Raw genomic sequence first — 19,703 nt, 5'->3', positions numbered from 1 at the left:
ATGGGCATCAAATATGCGTGGCCTTTTTGAATGATTGTCAAAAAGGAATATTCATGCGTTTTCATAAGTTTATATTATCCACCACGGCGATAGTTGTGGCGCAGCCGGCTTGGGCTGAAACAGCAGTGGTCACTGAAGATGGCGATGAAGTCATCATCGTGACCGCATCCCGGTCCGAGCAACCTTTGTCGGAAACCGGGCGGTCTATCACCGTCATCAACCAAGAGCGTATCGAGCGGACGCAAAGCGTTGCGGTTGTCGATTTGCTGCGCAATGTGCCGGGGGTTACCTTTGCCCGCAATGGCGGTATCGGAACATCGACTTCGGTTTTCATCAGGGGCGCTGATTCCAATCAGACGGTAGCGCTGATCGATGGGGTCAAACTCAATGACCCATCTTCTCCCGGTGGGGGGTTCAATTTCGGCAACCTGCTCACCGGCAATATATCGCGGATTGAAGTGCTGCGCGGATCGCAATCGGTCATCTGGGGCAGTCAAGCGATAGGCGGGGTGATCAACACCATTACGCGGGAGCCGACAGAAGATCTCAGCATCAATGCCCGCGCTGAATATGGCTATCGTGATACCGGTCAAGTGGTGGGCAATGTCTCGGGACGTTTTGGCCCTGTCGCGGCGAGCATTGGCGCCGGCTATTATCGCAGTGACGGTTTCTCGGCTTTCAATGAAGAGCGCGGTGCAACCGAGAGCGATGGATACAGGAATTTCGGAGCGAACGGCAAGCTTGAGATTAGCTTGAACGAGGCGGTTTCCCTTGATCTGCGAGGCTATTATTCAGATGGTCGAACCGACATTGATGGTTTTGTCTTCGCCAATGGAGTCTTTGGATTAGCTGACACACCGGAAGTTTCGAATGTTGAGGAATTTGTTGGTTATTCGGGACTGAATATTAGCCTTCTTGACGGTCGGTTCCGTAATCGCTTCGCCTTCGCCTATACCAGCATCAAGCGGGATAATTTCAATCTGGATGTTCAGACCTTTGATGCGTTAGGGCGCAACGAGCGGTTCGAATATCAGGGCATATTTGATATTTCCGACATGTTTTCCGCCACCATCGGCGCTGAAACAGAGAAGTCAAAATATCGCAGCGGATCAGGAGACAGTGCGAGCAACTTTACGGCTGAAATTGATAGCATTTATGGGCAGCTTAGCATCACGCCGGTTGAGGGTTTAACTGCCAATGCGGGTATTCGCTATGACGATCATAGCAGTTTTGGCGGTGAAACCACTTTTGCAGGTGATATCGTTTACAGCCCCAATCAGGGCAACACGACCTTCCGCGCTAGCTATGGTGAAGGCTTCAGAGTCCCGTCATTGTTCCAGCTGTTCAGCAGTTTTGGCAACAACACTCTTGACCCGGAAACATCAAAAAGCTGGGACGCGGGCATCACGCAAAAACTGATCGATGGAAAAGTCGAAGTCAGTGCGACGTTGTTCCGCCGCAACAGCCGTAACCTGATCGATTTCATCGGTTGTCCGGTTCAAACAGGGATTTGTGAAAATCGGCCGTCTGGAACTTATGACAATGTCGATCGCGCGCGGGCGCAAGGCGTCGAACTCGGTATGACGGTTCGCCCAGTTGAGGCATTAACCTGGTCGTTGAATTATGGACTTGTCGACACCGAAGACCGTGAGACCGGATTGACGCTTCCGCGGCGGCCAAAGCATAGTGTGAACGCCTCGCTTGATTACGACTGGTCATTCGGATTGAAAACAGGGGCGACGATCACACATGTCGGATCACAATTCGACAATGGATCGAACACGCGCGAAGTGGCGGGTTATGTCACTGTCGATCTGCGCGCTGCCATGCCCATAACTGACAATATCGAAGTCTATGGCCGCGTCGACAATCTGTTTGACGAGGAATATGAAACTATCTTCCGCTATGGCACACCAGGCCGATCCGCATTTGCCGGTGTCCGGTTGCGTTACTAGGATGACATCCGCAGCCACCGATCCTTTCCGTTTTCATGGCGGCCGATTGGCGGCTGCGGCTGCGCAATTTCCCAGCGCGTCTGCACCTTGGATTGACCTTTCTACCGGGATTAGCCCTTGGGCCTACCCTGTCCCTGAGATGGCACCGGACGTTTTTAGTCGGCTTCCCGAGCCCGAGTATGTCGCCCATTTGGAGCAAGCGGCAGCCAAGGTGTTTAAGCTGGATAATCTTTCCGAAATACTGGCCGTGCCAGGCAGCGATATGGCCATCCGGATTCTCGGTACATTATTCACGAAAAAGCGCGCCGCGATGCTGACGCCAATCTATTCTGGCCACCGGACCGCTTGGCCGGAAGCAGAAGAAATTTCTATAGACGAGGTAACCGATCAAGAATTGGTGATACTCGCTAATCCGAACAATCCGGATGGCCGTGTTGTCTCTCCTGACCAGTTGCGCGCGTTGCCGGGACAAGTGATCGTTGATGAAGCCTTTGCCGAAACCGCGCCCTCTGTCAGCATGTTGCCTGAACGAGATGGTGCGATTGTTCTCAGGTCCTTCGGCAAATTTTTTGGGCTGGCCGGAATAAGACTTGGCTTTGTGATCGCTGATGCTGCGATTGTCGAGAGATTGCGCACGATGCTTGGCGATTGGCCGATATCAGGCATCGCGGCAACGATCGGATTGGCAGCCTATCGGGATGGAGAGTGGCAAGACCGTCAGCGACAACGACTAAAAGAAGCGGCTGCTCGTCTCGATGATATGCTGGGAAATTCAGACCTGAATATTCTCGGAGGAACATCGCTGTTCCGCTTAGCTTCTCACGATAACGCACGGGAATTATTTGTAATTTTGGGGCAATCGGGCATATTGGTGCGGCCGTTCTCACGGGACGAAAAACAATTACGTTTTGGTCTGCCAGCTAGTGAAGAGGAATGGCAGCGCCTGGAAAATGCCCTCAATCTATGGAGCGATAAGCAATGACCGAATCCAATGATAACAAGCATGCAAAGCATAATGCCCGAATGAAGCGTGTGCAGGCTGCCCGAGCAAAAATGCAGGCGCGCAGAACCATCGAACGTGGTCTTTTGATTGTTCATACCGGAAATGGCAAAGGCAAGTCCTCGTCCGCTTTCGGGATGGCCCTTCGCTCCCTTGGCTGGGGTATGAAAGTCGCGATCGTTCAATATGTCAAAGGCAGCTGGGAAACCGGTGAGAAAAATTTCTTTCAGGCCAATCCCGATTTGTTGACTTTCGAAGTCATGGGAGAGGGTTTTACGTGGGACACGCAAGACCGCGCGCAAGATATCGCGGCGGCAGAGGCTGCGTGGGAACGCTCCAAAGAACTGATTATGGATCCTGAATATGATTTTGTCATTCTGGACGAACTCAACATTGTTCTGCGGGATGACACACTAGACATTGCGAAGGTGGCTGAGTTTCTAAAACAGCGTCCGCTCGAAAAGCATATTTGTATCACTGGTCGGAATGCCAAGCCCGAACTGATCGAAATGGCCGATCTCGTGACAGAATTTGAAGAGGTAAAGCACCCGTTCAAAGCCGGATTCAATGCACAAAAGGGCGTCGAATATTGAAACGCATCGGTGCCTTTCTTGCCGCAGCGGCTTTGCTTTTTTGGCCGACCATGGTTGTCGATGCCGAGGTTGTCAAAAGCAGTGTAGGAACTAAGATACCGGCTTATCCGAAGCGAATTGTATCAATTAACCCCTGCGCCGATGCCTTGCTTATGCAACTGGCTGACGCGCGCCAAATCGCTTCGGTCAGCCACTATTCTCACGACAAACGCGCGACCTCTATTCCTCTGGCGCAAGCCCTAAAGTTCCCGGCAACTTCAGGAACAGCAGAGGAGATTTTGGCCATGCGTCCTGATCTGGTTGTGGCTGGTTCCATCGTGCCGCAGCCAACTGCCAGTGCCCTGAAGCGTCTTGGTATTCCGTTGGTTCAGCTATCCATTCCGCAAACTGTTGCCGAAAGCCAGCAACAGATCAGCCAGCTGGCTGAGATAGTGGGCGCTAAACAGCGAGGCATTGCGGTTAATCGGCGTATTTCCGATGCTTTCACCAGAGCCAAGCCGACCGATGATGCGAAAATACCTGCATTGATTTGGCGCAGTGGCGGACTGGTGCCTGGTGATGGCACATTGCCGGATGAGTTGTTGCGCCGCACTGGCTTTGAAAATGTCAGCAGTACCTATGGCTTGAGCCAGTGGGATATTTTGCCGCTCGAACATTTGGTTGCGCGGCCACCACAATTGCTTTTTTCAAATGCTACTGAAGCAAAGACAGACCGGCGCGATAGAATGTTGTCGCACCCCGTCATGAGAAAGCTGGCGCACCGGATCATGATTGCCGATTATCCGGCGCGGCTCATGCATTGCGCCGGACCAACTCTTATCGAGGCCGTCGCAACCCTGTCGAGCGCGCGGCGCAAGTTAAAGGCTGCGCAATGAAGGCGGCCCGTTTGAACATTTTGCTGTTGATAGCATTGGTGGCTGCGATGCTGGTCTCGCTGGCCGCTGGCAAAATATGGGTCGCGCCGTCGACATGGTGGAGTGATGATCTCAGCGGACTCATCATCATGGAACTGCGGATTCCGCGAACTATTTTGGGGGCTGCTATCGGGGCGGGGCTTGGAATGGCTGGCGCCGCCATGCAGGGATATTTGCGCAATCCGCTTGCTGATCCTGGTGTTTTTGGCGTGTCGAGCAGTGCGGCATTGGGAGCCGTTACGTCCCTCTATTTCGGCTATGCGATGACCGCCTGGCTCTTGCCGGCTTTTGCCCTGATCGGCGCTGGAGTTGGCATGGGGTTGCTTGCATTATTGGCTGGACGCTCGGGTAGCTTGATCCTCTTCACTCTAGCAGGTGTAATTATCGCAAGCCTTGCCGGGTCGCTGACATCCCTGATGATCAGCTTGGCACCGACACCCTTTGCGACAACGGAAATTGTAACCTGGCTGATGGGCGCCTTAACCGATCGCAGTTGGGATGATGTGAAATTGGCCGTGCCGCTCATTGCGCTGGGAATGCTATTTCTGATGGCTACTGGCAGGTCGTTGGATGCGCTGACGTTGGGCGAGGATGCTGCTCGATCCATGGGGGTCAATGTGTTGCGGCTGCAATGGCTTGCCGTGATTGGGGTTGGACTAACCGTTGGCGCATCCGTTGCAGCGGCGGGTATAATAGGATTTGTTGGCTTGATCGTTCCGCATCTGGTTCGTCCATTTGCCGATCATCAGCCATCGGCCGTCATGCTGCCATCTGCATTGGCAGGCGCGCTGCTGATGGTGGTCGCTGACAGCATTGTGCGGATATTGCCCAGCGTTAGCGAATTGCGATTGGGTATTGCCATGGCCTTATTGGGTGCACCCTTTTTCATGGCTTTGCTGTTCAAAATGCATCGGGAGCTTGCCTGATGTCGCTATCATTTGAAGGCCTGTCCCTGACATTGCGCGGACGCAAGATACTCAAAGAGGTAAGCGGACGGTTTCAGCAGGGAAGGGTGACTGTCATATTGGGCGCCAACGGCGCTGGAAAAAGCAGCTTGCTGTCATGCCTTGTCGGACTTCGTGAACCGCAATCCGGAGAAGTTAAGCTTGGAGATCGCACGCTGCTGTCTATGGACAGCAGAGAACGCGGAAGGCTTATTGGACTATTGCCACAGCGACCGGACATACACTGGAATGTCGATGTTAAAACAATAGTTGGGCTGGGAAGATTACCGCATGCCGGTCGTTGGGGAATGAGTGCTGCCGACCATGAAGCCGTGTTAAAGGCCATGGCGGCTACCGATTGCAATGATCTTGCCGACCGTAAAGCAATGCGCTTGTCCGGTGGAGAACAGGGGCGTGTATTGCTGGCGCGCGTTTTGGCTGGCGAACCGCAATGGTTGTTGGCGGACGAACCGCTGGCCAGTCTTGACCCTGCACATCAATTTGATGTGCTTGATCGTTTGAAAAGCTATGCGAAAACGGGGAATGGGGTCATCGTGGTGCTGCATGATCTGACGCAGGCCGCGCGGGTAGCAGATGATATCATGATCCTGAAAGAGGGCTCTATATTGGCCGCCGGTCGCTGTGAGGATGTGATGACCGCTGAAGTGTTGGGAGAGGCCTATGGTGTTGAGGTTCAGATAACGACCAGCGATGCAGGGGAACCACTGGTGGTTCCGGTCAGGCGCCTATGACCGCTCTGGCGTCGTTCAGCGCTATGATTAGTGCGAATAGCTCATTGTTGCTGGTGGTTTTGATGTTGGAAGCGCTGGTTGGATATCCTGATGCCCTGCATCGGCGGATCCCGCATCCGGTGACCTGGATTGGTCGACTGATTGATGAACTGGATCACAGGTGGAACACGGGAAGTACCGCGATGCAGCGATGGAACGGGATCGCATCGGTGCTGATACTTGTGGCCGTGCCTGCCACTGTCGGTTTGGCACTGGAATTTGCGTTGACCGGTTGGATTGGATTTGCCTTGTTGATCACAATTGCAACAACCGGAATTGCGCAGCGCAGCCTATATTTGCACGTCCGCCGGGTATTGGTACCTCTGAGCAATGGTGATCTGACCAAGGCGCGCAAGGCGCTTTCAATGATCGTCGGCCGCGATACTGATGAGCTTGATAACCGAGCGATTTCCGCTGCCGCTACGGAGAGTTTGGCCGAAAGCTTTTGCGATGGGATTGTTGCGCCAGCATTCTGGTTTTTGATCGGCGGCTTGCCAGGTCTGTTTGTGTTCAAAGCCATTAGTACGGCCGATAGCCAGATTGGGCACCTGGATTCACGCTACCGGCATTTCGGCTGGGCCGCAGCGCGCGCGGATGATGTCATGAATTACATACCCGCGCGGATTGCGGGCTGTCTCATTTGTATGGCAGCGCCAGGAGGTTGGCGGACCATGTTGCGCGATGCGCGTAAACATTTGTCGCCCAATGCCGGATGGTCAGAAGCGGCCATGGCTGGTGCCTTGACCGTGCAAATCGGGGGCGGTGCTGCTTATGACGGCGAATGGATTGCGCGGGAAACGCTAGGCAATGGTCGCCGACCGGATGCCGCAGACCTTAAGGCTGCACTTACCATCTATCTGCGGGCCTGTCTGTTCCTGTGGGCAACAATAGGAGCGCTGATATGGGCGCTGTAATGTTGCAGGGGACGGGGTCTGATGTCGGCAAGTCGGTATTGGTTGCCGGTATATGCCGGCTGTTGACCAATCGGGGCATGGCTGTCCGGCCCTTCAAGCCCCAGAATATGTCCAACAATGCAGCTGTAACACCAGAAGGCGGTGAAATCGGACGTGCACAGGCTCTGCAGGCATTGGCCTGTCGGATTCCGTCTCATGTGGATATGAATCCGGTCTTGCTAAAGCCGCAATCTGACAAAAGTGCACAAGTCATCGTGCATGGCAAGGTCCACAATATTGGTGACGCAGAATACTATAGGAAGCATAAGCAAGACCTGCTGGATGCCGTCCTAACTTCTTATCGGCGCCTTTCCAATGATGCGGATATTGTCATCGTTGAGGGCGCAGGAAGTCCCGCCGAGATCAATCTTCGCGCAGGTGATATTGCGAATATGGGTTTTGCATGTGCGGCCAAAATACCTGTCATTCTAATCGGCGATATTGATCGCGGCGGCGTGATCGCTTCGATCGTGGGGACCCAGACAGTTATCGACAGCGCCGACGCGGCTATGATCAAGGGCTTTTTGATCAACAAATTTCGCGGTGATGTCAGTCTGTTTGATGACGGCTATGCCGCGATAGAACAGGCGACAGGCTGGAAAGGGCTTGGGGTTGTTCCTTGGCTGTCCATGGTCCACAAATTGCCTGCCGAAGATGCTGTGGTGCTGCAAAAGTCGGATGAAGCGAAAGAAGGTGTGATCGAGATTGCTGTACCTATGCTGTCGCGGATATCCAATTTTGATGACTTTGATCCGCTTCGTCTTGAGCCAAAGGTACGTCTGCATATGGTGCCGCCGGGAGAAGTGATACCGGTCAACGCATCGTTGATCATTATTCCGGGTACGAAGGCGACCATCGCTGACCTTAAGTTTTTGCGCGCGCAAGGATGGGATATTGATATTGCGGCACATGTCCGGCGAGGAGGGCATGTCTTGGGTATCTGTGGCGGCTATCAAATGCTGGGCGATAGTATTTCTGATCCCCAAGCGATCGAGGGAGCTGCCGAAACGGTGGCTGGTTTAGGCCTGCTTCCGGTTGCAACGGCGCTGACCGCTGCGAAGACATTGACCAACATTTCAGGGAAATCCATCGCTGATGACCAGCATATCGACGGTTATGAGATTCACGTGGGGGAAACGCGTTTGAATCTAGCGAAGTGCGAGATGGCACATCCAATGATACGGTTTCTTGACGGACGTCTCGATGGAGCAGTCAGCAGTGATGGTCGCATATCCGGCTGTTACGTGCATGGACTGTTTAACAACGCGGCTCAGCGCCAATCTTGGTTGGCAAGGTTTGGCGCTGTTTCAAACGAAAAAGAACAGTCTGTTGTGGTTGACGAGGCATTGGATGCGCTGGCCAAGGCGCTGGAGGAATATGTGGATATTGATGAATTGCTTGCCATTGCCGGAGATGCAGCATGATGTATCCAGATGAATTGATTGACCGCGTCAGGCTCCTGTCGGTCGTGGACAACGTGTATTCATCGTGGTTCGTTCGATGACCGTGACTATGGAAGATGTCGCCGAATATCTCGACGCGCTGGCCAAACCGCAGGGAAGCATGGGGCGCCTGGAAGAATTGGCCATCAAGCTCGCGGTGGTGCAACAAAGGGTGAAAGTTCAAACCAAGCCGCGCCGGATCGTTTTGTTTGCTGGTGACCATGGCGTTGTCGAGAGCGGTGTGTCCGCTTGGCCCTCGGCAGTGACCACAGCTATGATGGAAACGATCATTGCGAAAAAGGCCACCAGTACGGCGTTGGCCGCGGCTCATTCCGCAGATCTGCGATTGGTTGATGTTGGAAGCTTAGAGCCTGTAAAAATTGGAAGCGATAAACCAGACTTTCGTGATGCGCGTGTGGCTGCGGGAACGGCTGATCTCGCAATCGGGCCCGCCATGACGGTAAATCAATTTCAAGCCGCTTGGGCAGTGGGTAAAGCTGAAGCCAAGCTAGCGGATGACCATGGTTTCGTGCTGCTAATGGCAGGGGAAATGGGTATTGGAAATACAACGCCCGCTGCCTGTGTGACATTGTTACTGACAAATGGCGATGCGGAAATCGTGACCGGTCGCGGTGCCGGGGCTGATGACACCATATTGTTGAACAAGCGCGATATTGTCGCGCAGTCTGCAAAACGAGCGGCGATGCTATTGTCGGATGATCCGGTTGCGGCGATTGCAGATGTGTCCGGTTTCGAGATTGCGGCAATGGCTGGTTTTTATGCGCAAGCTGCGCGGCAAGGCTCGATCATACTGCTGGATGGATATGTCTCCACTGCGGCGGCCTTGATCGCTGAGCATCTTGTGCCAGGAACAGCCCAAAAGATGATCGCAGCCCATTTATCGGCAGAGCCGGGTCATCGGTTGGCGCTTGATCATCTTGCTCTGGAGCCGTTGCTCGAATGGGAGATGCGGCTCGGTGAAGGCACAGGTGCATTGACAGCTCTTCCTTTGCTAGACAGCGCGGCCGCTTTGTTAAACGATGTCGCCAAGCTGTCGGACATCATGCCATGAGTAAAGAAAACCCGCCGGCTATCGGTTGGTGGATACCGCCGCTATTGGCTGTCCAGTTTCTCACGCGTTTGCCTGTGCCATGGTTAAATGGCCTGACTTCGAAACAAGCACGATTTGGATTGTCGCGCGCCGTCATCTGGTTTCCTTTGGTCGGCGCTTTGGTTGGGGCAATTACAGCAGCCGTGTTGGTCACAAGTGCACATATTTGGCCGCGTGCCGTTGCAGTGATCATAGCCCTTGCGGTTGAAGCGCGCCTGACGGGGGCTTTTCATGAAGATGCCGTCGCTGATTTTTGCGATGCCTTTGGCGGCGGTCAGGATGCTGAGTCAACGCTTCGGATAATGAAAGATAGCCGGATTGGCAGCTATGGAGCGCTGGGCCTGTTTTTTGCGGTTGGTTTGCGCGCTGCATTGCTGATCGGTTTGCCCCAAGAGGTTCTGATAATAGCGGTCGTGACATCGGCATGTTTTGGCCGGTTTCTGGCGGTGGCGATCATGGCCAGTGTTGCCCCGGTAGCGATGCGGGACACAGGATTAGCCAAGGACGTTGGAGGACATACTGGCTTTTCGGACTTGTTTTTTGCAACGGTAATTGCTGCACCTATTATTGGATTTTTTGCTTATTTACAGCCGACGGCGGCGCTTCTGACTCTTGGCGTGTCTGGCGTTTTCTTTTTGTGGTTCCGGGCGTTGTTGTTGCGGCGCTTGAAAGGCAGTACAGGGGACTGCTTGGGCTTCGCTGCTTATGCCGGACAGCTCATCGTCCTGCTTGCTATATTGGCTGTAGTAGGTCCATGATCTGGCTGGTTCGACACCCACCTGTAGTGCTGAAATGGCAGCACCGCTGCTATGGTAAAAGCGATATGGGACTAAGCCGTGAAGGTGCGCGCATGGCCAAGTTTCTGGTGCGACAGCTCGCAGCGCGCTCTCCCGATGTGATTATTCATTCGGATCGGAAAAGAACCCGTATCATAGCCGATCGCACTGCTCATTTGTTATCTGTCGAAATAGTAGCTGATCATCGCTGGCAAGAACGCAACTTTGGTAACTGGGAAGGACGCAGCTGGAATGCCATCTATCGTGAGACAGGGGATGCAATGGACGGTATGCTAGACGATCCTTATCGATTTCGGCCAGGCGGCGGAGAAACGACTGGGGAGCTTGTTGAGCGGGTTTTGGATGGTTGGCGTGACCTGCCAAAGCAGAAAAACATTGCCATCATAACCCATGGCGGGCCTATTGCTGCGGTGCTGGGGAATCGTGCAAAGGCGCCATTACGATCGCTTCCAGATTTCATCCCGAAAACAGCAACAATCACGAATATTGGTTAGACCGTTTATTCTTGGCTTCGACCCGCTGATAGACAAACCAGCCTATCCAGAGTGTCGCGTATAAACCCAAGGCCGCGAATATCGCAGGTTTGGGATCATTCAACGTACTGATGGACCCTGCATAGGCAGCGATCCCGACATAAGGCACAGTCCCGAGCGCATAGAAAACAAGATAGCGCAGCAGCGGCATGCGCGTGACGCCCGCCATACAAGCTGTCACCTCCGGGATCATTGGGGCTGAACGGGCGAGCATGATCATGGCCGGACCGCTGCGGGCAAAGGCCTGTGCCATTTTGCTGCGTTCTTCTTCATCTTTGACTAGAAATCCGAGCGCCCTATCTCCATATCGCTGGCTAATCCAATAGCCGCCCAGCACAGCCAATGTGGTGCCCGTCAAAGCCGATGCCATACCGAGTGGGAAGCCAAGGAAGTAGCCTGCCAGCAATGTGATCGTCAGCGTAGGTACCGCCACGAACAGATCGATAAACAGCAACAATATGACCGCAGCTATAACGTAAGTTGGGTCAACCTGCTGTGCTTCTTCTAACAGCCAGCGGACATTTTCCACGGTCAATATCCCGAGCACTCGCCCGAGAATGAATGTGGACGCGAAAATTAGGGTCAAAACGACCATGACTTTAAGAAGCGGTTTCATATTATCTTCCTCTTAGCCTGATTTCATGATTTTGCGAGCAAGGCGCGGCATGAACCTGGAAATGGGGCGCAGCAATTTAACTTTGCCGACATCGATCATGGCCTTGCGTGCAGCGATGCCTTTGAGAATATCACTTGCGACGCGGTCTGGCGGCAGCTTTCCTTCGCCGCGGCCCTTGGTCATAGCTGTGTCAACCAAGGGAAGAAAAGCCTGCAAAACCGCTACGTCCGTCTGTTCCAGTTGATTTTGCAATGCTTGGGATAAGATGTTGAGACCACCTTTGGTTGCGCAATAGATGGCAGAACTGGTTTTAGGGACCAGACCTAGTCCAGAATTCACATTGAGAATGAACGGCAGGTTTCCTTTAAGCAGGGAAGGGAGCAGCAGGTAGCAAAGCTGGGCAGGCGTCGTGAAATTGATCGCGACTTCCTTGGCGATCTGATCATATTCAAAATCGGGGTCGAGAAAGCTGGGCGTATATTGCAAAGCTGCATTGTTGATCAGGCCATCAATCGCTGGAAATTTAGCCACTAGGTCAGTCGCTGCCATTTTAACCGCAACATCATCAGACAAATCGGCTTTAAAAATAGAAATTTCGGGATAATCGCTGCCAAGTTGTTTCAAACCTTCCGACTCTCTAGCAATGACAATAATCTCATTATCTGGCGTTAGTTGTCGGACTAGCTCAAGACCCAAGCCTGAAGCTCCGCCGGTTATAACAATTCTTTTGCCGCTAATGGCCATGGGATTTTACCTCTATTTCCAAAATGAATAGCACCGTGTTGAAGGTGCTGTTACGCTGCGCCGATGGAGCCGTAATTAACCTGGGTTAAAAGTGATGCAGTTTTCTCAATTTCTCGAAACCTATGGAAAATCAGTTGAGGCAGATGCGGGAGAGCATTTGTTTCGCCAAGGAGAGGATCATAGATCGCTCTACGCCGTTCGACAGGGGCTTTTGAAAGCCTATTATCTGTCGAGCGAAGGCAAGGAGCACATCAAATCCTTCATTCAACCCGGTGATTTTATCGGTAGTCTGACAGCAAGCTATGCCGGACAAAGCGCATCCTTCAGTCTGGTTTGCATGCAGCAAGCCGAATTAATCCGGCTAGATTTCAGCCGAATCTATGAAGCGAGCCGTGACAATGCCAATATTGCAGGCGTGGTCGTTGATTTTCTGCTGGCATTTGCGATGAAAAAAGAGCGCCGCGAATATGAGCTGCTCTGCCTGTCTGCAGAAGACCGTTACAGGGAATTGCTCAAAACCACGCCGCATATCACGGAGATGGTCACACAAAATGAGATTGCACTCTATTTGGGTGTAACTCCGGTTGGGCTGAGCCGGATCAAAAAGCGGGTGGCCGAGCTAGGCTAATCAGCTACGCGCGGTCAATATCTCTTTGTTCCTTGCTTCTACGGCGCGAAAGGCTTTGAATACGCTGAGCCTTGGGTCGGTTTTACCGCTTTTTCCAATGTTGAACAATTGTTCGTAAAACCAATAGATTGTGGCAAAGCCGTCCACAGCTTTGACCATCTGAAAGCGCTTCAGAAAACCAAGCCAGTCGGGAATGAGTTGCAGACTGTTCTCATAGCGTGGCAGTTCGTCGAGGCCTTCGAGCAACTGCTTGGGTGCATCAGTGACTACGCACATTGGGCGGCCAAGACCGATGAGATCTGCTGCTCCTCCTTCCAACGCCTGTTCCATCGCAGCACGCGTACGGAACCCGCCCGTGACCATTAAAGGAACTTTCACTGACACCTGCATTGCTTTCGCGAAGTCGACAAAATAGGCTTCGCGGGCCTGGGTCGAAGGCGCGACATTCTGCTCCTCTTTCTCCTCCATGCCATCGGCTCCCATTAGGGCAGGCTGTTCATAGGTGCCGCCCGATATCTCAATCAGATCGACGCTCGCTGCCTCGAGCCATTGTACAACTTGCAAACTGTCCTCAAAGGCAAAGCCACCTTTTTGAAAATCCGCGCTGTTAAGCTTGACGGAAATCGGGAAATCCGGGCCGACCGCCGCGCGTGTCTTGGCAATGACGGCAAGCAGGAAGCGCGCTCGGTTTTCGAGGCCGCCGCCATATTCATCGGTGCGCTGATTGGCGCGCGGGCTGAGGAAGCTGCTGAGCAGATAACCGTGCGCACTATGAATTTGTGCACCGGTAAAGCCAGCGTCCTGACAAGTTTTGGCAGCCAGCGCAAAACGATCGACCAGTTCCTCAATCTCGGTGATGGTCAGCGCAACCGGTTCACCAAATTGACCACCAGGCAAGCCTAGCTTGACTGCCGACGGGGCCTTGGGATGTTTGTTGACATTGCTTTGTGTCTGCCGTCCGGCATGGCTAATCTGGGCCCAGAAATGATTGCCGTTGCGTGTGGCAACAGCCGCCCAGCTTTTGAGCGCGGCCATCATGGCATCATTAGCAGGCTTGTCGATCACGACGTTGCCAGGCCGTTCGAGATGATCACGATCTACCTGAATGTTTCCGCTCAACAACATGCCTGCGCCGCCATCGGACCAGATCCCATAAAGTCGTTCCAGCTCTGGGGTCGGTACACCATCCGGGGTTGCCATTCCTTCGGTCATAGCTCCTTTGCCAATCCGGTTGGATAAAACGGCACCACAGGGCAGGGTGAGTGGGTCGGTTAGTGAAATGGTCATGGATTTGCCCCCGGCTATTGAAGTCGTAATTACATTGCGAATGAAAACTGATTCTGTGCGACATTAGAATTTTTGGCAAGTCCTATGTCATGTTAACGACATTTTAAGCCTGAAAACCGCCGATTTGGCTTTTGGAAAAAAGCGGTTATAGTGTCAGTAGCGCTAGTTTGGGGAAACATTTGACAGCGCGGAGAGAGAATGTTGAAGGGGATTGGATATGGTTGCAGCAGCATCTCGCAAATCAGTTGCAAAACATCGCGGTGATCGTGAGCTTCGCTCATCATCGGCGGTGCAGTGGGAAAAGAAAATGAGCAACAATTGTGCGTCGGCTTTGCTCGTCTACACATTGATGCAAATATTTTTCGTTCTGAGCTTTATACAAACCAAGGGCATGTCAATTGCGCCTTATTTCGGACTGGTGCTACTAGTGGTGGTTATCGTCCCATTCTGTCGAAAATATGAAAAGCGCTGGCAGAATGTTGCCCAAAGCGGATTAAGCGATCAAAGCTTGGCTGCACGCTTTCGCAAGGACCAAGTGACCCTTTGGATATTGGCGTTGGGTTTGCCATTTGTTTTTGTGGCAATCATCAAACTTATTGGTACTATTTTTTAGACCTCTCCTTTCTTATTCAAACGTGATCGCGGCGTTGACCTAGCCGCCGCGGATACCTATGTCCTGCCCATGCTAAAACCACAAGAAGCGCAGGACCGCGCCGACGCCCTTATCTCCCAAGCGAAAAAAGCTGGTGCTGGTGCCGCAGATGCGATCTACGTCTGCGATGCATCAACGCAAGTATCCATGCGACTTGGCAATCTGGAAGATGTTGAGCGATCTGAAGGCGAAGAAATTGGCCTTAGGGTCTTTTCTGGCAAACGCTCTGCGACAGTTTCATCTTCTAACATGGATCCCGAAATCTTGTCCGATTTGGTTGGTCGAGCGATGGACATGGCGCGTGAGGCGCCGGAGGATCAATTTGCTGGTTTGGCACCCGAAGAATTAATCCTGAGATCGGCTCCTCATCCTATTGATGGCGATGACGGCGTCGATCCCGATCCAGCAGAATTACGGGAAATGGCGTTGAAAGCGGAAGATGCCGCACGAGCTGTGGAAGGCGTTACCAATAGCGAAGGCGGCGGTGCCAGCGCTGGCCGTTCGATTGTTGCCTTGGCTACGAGTCACGGGTTCTCCGGCGCATATTCGACCAGCGGTTACAGCTGCCACGCCAGCGTCATTGCAGGTGAAGGTGACGGCATGGAACGCGACTATGCCTATGACAGCACACGCCATTTTGAGGATCTGGATACACCCGATGTGATTGGCAAGGAAGCGGGAGAGCGGGCGGTATCTCGTCTCAACCCTGTTGATTTTGAATCCGGCGCGATGCCGGTCGTGTTCGATCCACGTATTGGAAATTCCCTATTGGGCCATTTTGTTGGCGCTATTTCGGGCAGCAGCATTGCCCGCAAAACCAGTTTTCTGTTGGAGGCCTTGGACACACAGGTTTTTGACAGCACAATCAATATTATCGACTGCCCGCACCGCAAACGTGGTTTGCGTTCAAAGGCTTTTGATGGCGAAGGCTTGCCCACCGCTAAGACAAAATTGATCGATAATGGCCGTCTGACACAGTGGATTATAGAAAGCGCATCAGCGCGGCAATTGGGTCTGCAACCTACTGGCCACGCTTCTCGCGGCGTTGGCGGCGCGCCGGGCGTCAGTGTCACTAACCTGCATATGAGCGCCGGATCTGTCAGCAAGGTTGAGTTGCTTAAGGATATCAAACATGGCGTCTACATCACGGAACTAATCGGACAGGGTGTGAATCCTGTCACTGGCGATTATAGTCGCGGGGCAGGCGGTTTCCTGATTACCGATGGAGAAATCGGAGCGCCGGTTTCGGAAATAACCATTGCTGGCAACCTCAAAGATATGTTTGCCAGCCTGATCCCGGCGGACGATCTGGAATATCGCTATGCCGTCAACGCGCCGACTTTGCGCACGGACAGCATGACAGTGGCCGGTGGCTAGGGAATTCGGTCAAGTCGAAATCGTTAGTGGTGCGCTTGGCGAACCGCGCTTATCAGACAGTAATACCGCCTTTCCAAGCCCGTTGGAACAGGCGGGGGGGGGGTAATGGAGTTAATTGGGGTTGGTGGATTTTGATAAAATTGTTGCGATAGCGCGGGAAGCGGGCGATCTTGCCATGCGGCAATGGCAGGCGGGTAAAAGCGCTGAAAAAACCTGGGAAAAATCACCTGGGCAGATTGTTAGCGAAGCCGATATTGCGGTGGATCGCTTCCTCCGTGAACGCCTGGCGGCGCAATTGCCGGAAGCCGGATGGCTGTCAGAAGAAACCGCGGAAGATCAGTCCTTGTCCGGACGCGATATGGCATGGGTGGTTGATCCAATCGATGGCACCAAGGATTTCGTGAAGGGCGAAACGGGCTGGGCCGTCTCCATCGCGCTGGTTCAAAACGGGGCCCCAATTTTTGGTATCTTGGAAGCACCGGCGATGGAAGAAACCTGGATCGCTAAAGCTGGCAGTCATACCGAAGTGAATGGCCGAGGCCTGAAGGCGAGTACGCGTGACCGTTATGACGGATCGCGCATTCCGCTCGGCGATGTTGATCTGCCTAAAGAAATCAAACTGGCCCCGGTCACCAAACCCAACAGCATCGCGCTTCGTCTGGCCATGGTGGCCGATGATCGCGCGGATTTGGTCGTATCAACGCGCTGGGGTAGTGAATGGGATATTGCTGCGGCTCATGTCATCGCCGAAGAAGCAGGCGCGATGGTCACGGATGCGCATGGCAAAAAGCTTCGTTATAATGGTACACATGGGCAAGCTTTTGGCGTGCTGTGTACGTCAGAGGGTATTCATGATGCTGCCGTTGCGCGGGTTGCCAAATTTCTCTCGGAGAATGAAGGGCAGAGCTAAGCTAGTCTTCGCGGGCGCGTCCAAAGCTGTTCGCGATCTGTCCATTTGGATTTAAACAGCGCCTGACCGAACGCTTTTGCAACCCATGCGGCTTTTGCCGCTTTGCTGGTCACAATTCGCTTATTGAGTGAACCGCCTTCGCTGCGCCTAACTGCACGGGCGATATCACCGTAAATTCCTGCCGCCGCCAACACGGCCCAGCGCGACCGGAAAGGCAAGCGCGCTGCACCTATCCGGGCGGAAGCCTCATAGCGTTCCGACAGATCGCATAGCCGCGTGACCAGCTGAACCAAAGCATCCTGGCGCGTGGGGTTCATCAGATCATCGGGATCAATCCGCATCTCGGCAAGCCAGTCTTTCGGCAAATAGCAGCGCCCGGCCGCGGCATCCTCCGCAATATCGCGGGCGATATTGGATAGCTGAAAGGCCAATCCCAGATCACAGGCGCGGTCGAGCGTCTCTTCATCCCGTGGTCCGACACCCATGACGACCGCCATCATGCAGCCGACCGCGCCGGCAACATGATAGCAATATTGGTAGAGATCATCTTCGCTCTGCGGCCGCCATGATTTGGCATCCAGCGCAAAGCCATCAATAACGTCATTGGCTAACTCATTGGGTAGGCGGCATTCCTGCGCGACAATACCCATCGCATCAAAAGGCGGTTTTCCCGTTTGTTCACCACCCATTGCGCGGCGGGTCAGCATGCGCATGACAGCAATGGTTTTTTCCGACGCCGGGGTTGCCGACATGCCATGACCATGATCCTGACCATCGGCCAGATCATCACATTCGCGGCACCAGGCATAGAGCATCCACACCCGCTCACGGGTATGAACAGCAAACAGCTTGGATGCGAGCGCGAAGGATTTGGACCCGCGATCGATACTGGCTTTGGCGTGAAGGACGAGGTTGGCGCGATTCATCAGGCGTATTGCAGAATATCCTCAAGCATCAGCTCCGCCGTTGCCTTGGCACTGCCGACTACGCCCGGGATACCGGCACCCGGATGGGTTCCGGCGCCAACAAAATAGAGATTGTTGATCACATCATCCCGGTTATGCACCCGGAACCAGGCGCTCTGGGTGAGCAGCGGCTCCAGGCTGAAGGCGCTGCCGAGATGCGCGTTGAGATCGGTGCCGAAATCCTGCGGCGTATAGTGGAAGCTGGTCACGATCCTGTCGTGAATATCGGGGATCAGGCGGTGGCCAATCTCGTCGAGAATACGCTTCTCGTAAATCGGCCCCATCTCTTCCCAGTCAATCGGCAACTTGCCCTGATGCGGTACCGGCGCCAGCACATAGAAGGTGCTATGGCCTTCTGGTGCCATTTCCGGATCAGTGACCGTAGGATGATGGAGATAAAGCGAGAAATCGCTCGGCAATACGCCATTATCGTAAATGTCTTCGAGCAGCCCTTTGTAGCGCGGTCCGAACAGGATCATGTGATGCGGAATTCCTGGCCATGTGCCTTTCAGGCCAAAATGTACGACGAAGAGCGATGGCGAATATTTCTTCTTGTTGAGCGAGGCGGTTACCTTGTCGCTGCGATGTTTGTGGCTCAGCAGGTCGCGATAGCTGTGCATGACATCGGCATTGGATGCCACAGCGTCAAATGTTTCGCTCCAGCCCGATTTACAGGTAACGCCGGATGCTTGGTCGCCCATTGTATCGATGCTGGTGACCGGATCGGACAAGCGGATGGTGCCGCCAATTCGCTCGAAATGCTTTACCATCGCGGCGATGAGCATATTCGTACCGCCTTTGGCAAACCAAACCCCGCCAAGCCGTTCCAGCTTGTGGATCAGGCCGTATATTGCGCTGGTCGCCATGGGATTTCCGCCAACCAAAAGTGACTGGAAGGATAAGAACTCCCGAAGTTTCTCGTTCTTCACAAAGCCCGAAACCTTGGCATAGACTGACCGATAGGCTTCGAATTTCATCAGCGCCGGAGCCGCCTTGATCATCGATTTGAAATCAAGAAACGCCTTGGTGCCGAGTTTGACATAGCCTTCTTCATAGAGCCCGCCACTATATTCAAGGAAGCGTTTATAGCCTTCGACATCATCCGGTTCGATAGCAGCGATATTGGCGTAAAGCTCTTCCGGATCATTGACATAGTCGAAATTGGTCCCATCCGGCCAGTTCAGCCGGTAAAAAGGCGATACCGGCATCAGTTCGATATCCTTTGCCATGTCGTGACCAGTCAGGTCCCACAGTTGGCTGAGGCAGTCGGGATCGGTGATGACGGTGGGGCCACCATCAAAGATAAACCCATCCTTGTCCCAATAATAAGCCCGGCCGCCCGGCTTGTCGCGGCTTTCCAGGATGGTTGTCTGGATGCCAGCTGACTGCAGGCGAATAGCAAGCGCCAGACCACCAAAGCCCGAACCGATAACGGCGGCCTTCTTAAACAATTCGGACTGGTTTTTGGTTACGTCATTCATGGCTTTTGGC

The 19,703-nt window shown here is 53.5% G+C and carries 20 protein-coding genes; 15 read left to right on the top strand and 5 right to left on the bottom strand.

What is annotated here, in order from left to right:
- Positions 1-53 precede the first annotated feature (53 nt).
- The 11 genes from BS29_RS11550 to BS29_RS11500 all read left to right on the top strand — a co-directional run bounded on the left by BS29_RS11550 (position 54) and on the right by BS29_RS11500 (position 10,994).
- The gene (locus tag BS29_RS11550; protein WP_229953803.1) at positions 54-1,955 is read left to right on the top strand and encodes a TonB-dependent receptor plug domain-containing protein; all 1,902 of its coding nucleotides are present in this window, start codon (positions 54-56) and stop codon (positions 1,953-1,955) included.
- 1 nt (position 1,956) lies between these two features.
- Positions 1,957-2,937 carry a threonine-phosphate decarboxylase CobD gene (gene cobD / locus BS29_RS11545; RefSeq protein WP_229953802.1) on the top strand — a complete coding sequence of 327 codons (981 nt, stop codon included), beginning with the start codon at positions 1,957-1,959 and terminating at the stop codon, positions 2,935-2,937.
- Positions 2,934-3,548, top strand: a complete 615-nt coding sequence (gene cobO / locus BS29_RS11540) for a cob(I)yrinic acid a,c-diamide adenosyltransferase (RefSeq protein WP_229953801.1) — start codon at positions 2,934-2,936, stop codon at positions 3,546-3,548. Before cobD ends, cobO begins: the two co-directional genes overlap by 4 nt.
- Entirely contained in the window at positions 3,545-4,423 is an 879-nt protein-coding gene (locus BS29_RS11535; RefSeq protein WP_229953800.1) for an ABC transporter substrate-binding protein, read from the top strand. Before cobO ends, BS29_RS11535 begins: the two co-directional genes overlap by 4 nt.
- Positions 4,420-5,388 carry a FecCD family ABC transporter permease gene (locus BS29_RS11530; RefSeq protein WP_229953799.1) on the top strand — a complete coding sequence of 323 codons (969 nt, stop codon included), beginning with the start codon at positions 4,420-4,422 and terminating at the stop codon, positions 5,386-5,388. The genes BS29_RS11535 and BS29_RS11530 overlap by 4 nt, the downstream gene beginning before the upstream one ends.
- On the top strand, positions 5,388-6,158 hold the full coding sequence (locus tag BS29_RS11525; RefSeq protein ID WP_229953798.1) for an ABC transporter ATP-binding protein: 771 nt from the start codon (positions 5,388-5,390) through the stop codon (positions 6,156-6,158). The genes BS29_RS11530 and BS29_RS11525 overlap by 1 nt, the downstream gene beginning before the upstream one ends.
- Positions 6,155-7,111 (top strand): adenosylcobinamide-phosphate synthase CbiB, encoded by a 957-nt coding sequence (cbiB, locus tag BS29_RS11520; RefSeq protein WP_229953797.1) that lies wholly within the window; start codon positions 6,155-6,157, stop codon positions 7,109-7,111. Before BS29_RS11525 ends, cbiB begins: the two co-directional genes overlap by 4 nt.
- Positions 7,099-8,574 carry a cobyric acid synthase gene (locus BS29_RS11515; RefSeq protein ID WP_229953796.1) on the top strand — a complete coding sequence of 492 codons (1,476 nt, stop codon included), beginning with the start codon at positions 7,099-7,101 and terminating at the stop codon, positions 8,572-8,574. The genes cbiB and BS29_RS11515 overlap by 13 nt, the downstream gene beginning before the upstream one ends.
- Before the next feature lie 76 nt (positions 8,575-8,650).
- Positions 8,651-9,664 (top strand): nicotinate-nucleotide--dimethylbenzimidazole phosphoribosyltransferase, encoded by a 1,014-nt coding sequence (gene cobT / locus BS29_RS11510; RefSeq protein WP_229953795.1) that lies wholly within the window; start codon positions 8,651-8,653, stop codon positions 9,662-9,664.
- Positions 9,661-10,461 carry an adenosylcobinamide-GDP ribazoletransferase gene (locus tag BS29_RS11505; protein ID WP_229953794.1) on the top strand — a complete coding sequence of 267 codons (801 nt, stop codon included), beginning with the start codon at positions 9,661-9,663 and terminating at the stop codon, positions 10,459-10,461. The genes cobT and BS29_RS11505 overlap by 4 nt, the downstream gene beginning before the upstream one ends.
- Positions 10,458-10,994, top strand: a complete 537-nt coding sequence (locus BS29_RS11500) for a histidine phosphatase family protein (RefSeq protein ID WP_229953793.1) — start codon at positions 10,458-10,460, stop codon at positions 10,992-10,994. Before BS29_RS11505 ends, BS29_RS11500 begins: the two co-directional genes overlap by 4 nt.
- On the opposite strand, the gene BS29_RS11495 is transcribed toward BS29_RS11500, so the two are convergent.
- Both BS29_RS11495 and BS29_RS11490 read right to left on the bottom strand, forming a co-directional pair.
- Entirely contained in the window at positions 10,978-11,649 is a 672-nt protein-coding gene (locus BS29_RS11495) for a TVP38/TMEM64 family protein (RefSeq protein ID WP_229953792.1), read from the bottom strand. The genes BS29_RS11500 and BS29_RS11495 overlap by 17 nt on opposite strands.
- Before the next feature lie 12 nt (positions 11,650-11,661).
- Positions 11,662-12,393 (bottom strand): SDR family NAD(P)-dependent oxidoreductase, encoded by a 732-nt coding sequence (locus tag BS29_RS11490; RefSeq protein WP_229953791.1) that lies wholly within the window; start codon positions 12,391-12,393, stop codon positions 11,662-11,664.
- A 94-nt stretch (positions 12,394-12,487) separates the two neighbouring features.
- Between BS29_RS11490 and BS29_RS11485 the strand changes: the two genes are divergently transcribed.
- On the top strand, positions 12,488-13,021 hold the full coding sequence (locus BS29_RS11485; RefSeq protein ID WP_229956860.1) for a Crp/Fnr family transcriptional regulator: 534 nt from the start codon (positions 12,488-12,490) through the stop codon (positions 13,019-13,021).
- Here the strand turns inward: BS29_RS11485 and BS29_RS11480 are convergent, their stop codons facing one another.
- Positions 13,022-14,308 (bottom strand): NADH:flavin oxidoreductase/NADH oxidase family protein, encoded by a 1,287-nt coding sequence (locus BS29_RS11480; protein ID WP_229953790.1) that lies wholly within the window; start codon positions 14,306-14,308, stop codon positions 13,022-13,024.
- 217 nt (positions 14,309-14,525) lie between these two features.
- Here BS29_RS11480 and BS29_RS11475 point away from each other — a divergent pair, with 217 nt between their 5' ends.
- From BS29_RS11475 to BS29_RS11465, 3 genes are all read left to right on the top strand, one after another.
- Positions 14,526-14,921 (top strand): hypothetical protein, encoded by a 396-nt coding sequence (locus BS29_RS11475; RefSeq protein ID WP_229953789.1) that lies wholly within the window; start codon positions 14,526-14,528, stop codon positions 14,919-14,921.
- A 69-nt stretch (positions 14,922-14,990) separates the two neighbouring features.
- Complete coding sequence (locus BS29_RS11470; RefSeq protein WP_229953788.1) at positions 14,991-16,337, top strand: TldD/PmbA family protein; 1,347 nt, start codon at positions 14,991-14,993, stop codon at positions 16,335-16,337.
- Positions 16,338-16,461: 124 nt separating this feature from the next.
- Complete coding sequence (locus BS29_RS11465; RefSeq protein ID WP_326838460.1) at positions 16,462-17,247, top strand: 3'(2'),5'-bisphosphate nucleotidase CysQ; 786 nt, start codon at positions 16,462-16,464, stop codon at positions 17,245-17,247.
- Here BS29_RS11465 and BS29_RS11460 read toward each other — a convergent pair.
- Both BS29_RS11460 and BS29_RS11455 read right to left on the bottom strand, forming a co-directional pair.
- Entirely contained in the window at positions 17,244-18,173 is a 930-nt protein-coding gene (locus BS29_RS11460) for a phytoene/squalene synthase family protein (protein WP_229953786.1), read from the bottom strand. The two genes, BS29_RS11465 and BS29_RS11460, sit on opposite strands and share 4 nt — an antisense overlap.
- Positions 18,173-19,693, bottom strand: a complete 1,521-nt coding sequence (locus tag BS29_RS11455; protein WP_229953785.1) for a phytoene desaturase — start codon at positions 19,691-19,693, stop codon at positions 18,173-18,175. Before BS29_RS11455 ends, BS29_RS11460 begins: the two co-directional genes overlap by 1 nt.
- Between the last annotated feature and the right edge of the window lie 10 nt (positions 19,694-19,703).

Source organism: Parasphingorhabdus litoris DSM 22379 (genome assembly GCF_020906275.1).
GTDB classification, from domain to species: domain Bacteria; phylum Pseudomonadota; class Alphaproteobacteria; order Sphingomonadales; family Sphingomonadaceae; genus Parasphingorhabdus; species Parasphingorhabdus litoris.
This window is presented reverse-complemented; position numbering and strand designations above follow the sequence as displayed.

Coding starts and splice junctions, on each gene's coding strand:
- BS29_RS11550 (WP_229953803.1), top strand. CDS start 54: ATGCGTTTTCATAAGTTTATATTATCCACCACGGCGATAGTTGTGGCG.
- cobD (WP_229953802.1), top strand. CDS start 1,957: ATGACATCCGCAGCCACCGATCCTTTCCGTTTTCATGGCGGCCGATTG.
- cobO (WP_229953801.1), top strand. CDS start 2,934: ATGACCGAATCCAATGATAACAAGCATGCAAAGCATAATGCCCGAATG.
- BS29_RS11530 (WP_229953799.1), top strand. CDS start 4,420: ATGAAGGCGGCCCGTTTGAACATTTTGCTGTTGATAGCATTGGTGGCT.
- BS29_RS11525 (WP_229953798.1), top strand. CDS start 5,388: ATGTCGCTATCATTTGAAGGCCTGTCCCTGACATTGCGCGGACGCAAG.
- cbiB (WP_229953797.1), top strand. CDS start 6,155: ATGACCGCTCTGGCGTCGTTCAGCGCTATGATTAGTGCGAATAGCTCA.
- BS29_RS11515 (WP_229953796.1), top strand. CDS start 7,099: ATGGGCGCTGTAATGTTGCAGGGGACGGGGTCTGATGTCGGCAAGTCG.
- cobT (WP_229953795.1), top strand. CDS start 8,651: ATGACCGTGACTATGGAAGATGTCGCCGAATATCTCGACGCGCTGGCC.
- BS29_RS11505 (WP_229953794.1), top strand. CDS start 9,661: ATGAGTAAAGAAAACCCGCCGGCTATCGGTTGGTGGATACCGCCGCTA.
- BS29_RS11500 (WP_229953793.1), top strand. CDS start 10,458: ATGATCTGGCTGGTTCGACACCCACCTGTAGTGCTGAAATGGCAGCAC.
- BS29_RS11495 (WP_229953792.1), bottom strand. CDS start 11,649: ATGAAACCGCTTCTTAAAGTCATGGTCGTTTTGACCCTAATTTTCGCG.
- BS29_RS11490 (WP_229953791.1), bottom strand. CDS start 12,393: ATGGCCATTAGCGGCAAAAGAATTGTTATAACCGGCGGAGCTTCAGGC.
- BS29_RS11485 (WP_229956860.1), top strand. CDS start 12,488: ATGCAGTTTTCTCAATTTCTCGAAACCTATGGAAAATCAGTTGAGGCA.
- BS29_RS11480 (WP_229953790.1), bottom strand. CDS start 14,308: ATGACCATTTCACTAACCGACCCACTCACCCTGCCCTGTGGTGCCGTT.
- BS29_RS11475 (WP_229953789.1), top strand. CDS start 14,526: ATGGTTGCAGCAGCATCTCGCAAATCAGTTGCAAAACATCGCGGTGAT.
- BS29_RS11470 (WP_229953788.1), top strand. CDS start 14,991: ATGCTAAAACCACAAGAAGCGCAGGACCGCGCCGACGCCCTTATCTCC.
- BS29_RS11460 (WP_229953786.1), bottom strand. CDS start 18,173: ATGAATCGCGCCAACCTCGTCCTTCACGCCAAAGCCAGTATCGATCGC.
- BS29_RS11455 (WP_229953785.1), bottom strand. CDS start 19,693: ATGAATGACGTAACCAAAAACCAGTCCGAATTGTTTAAGAAGGCCGCC.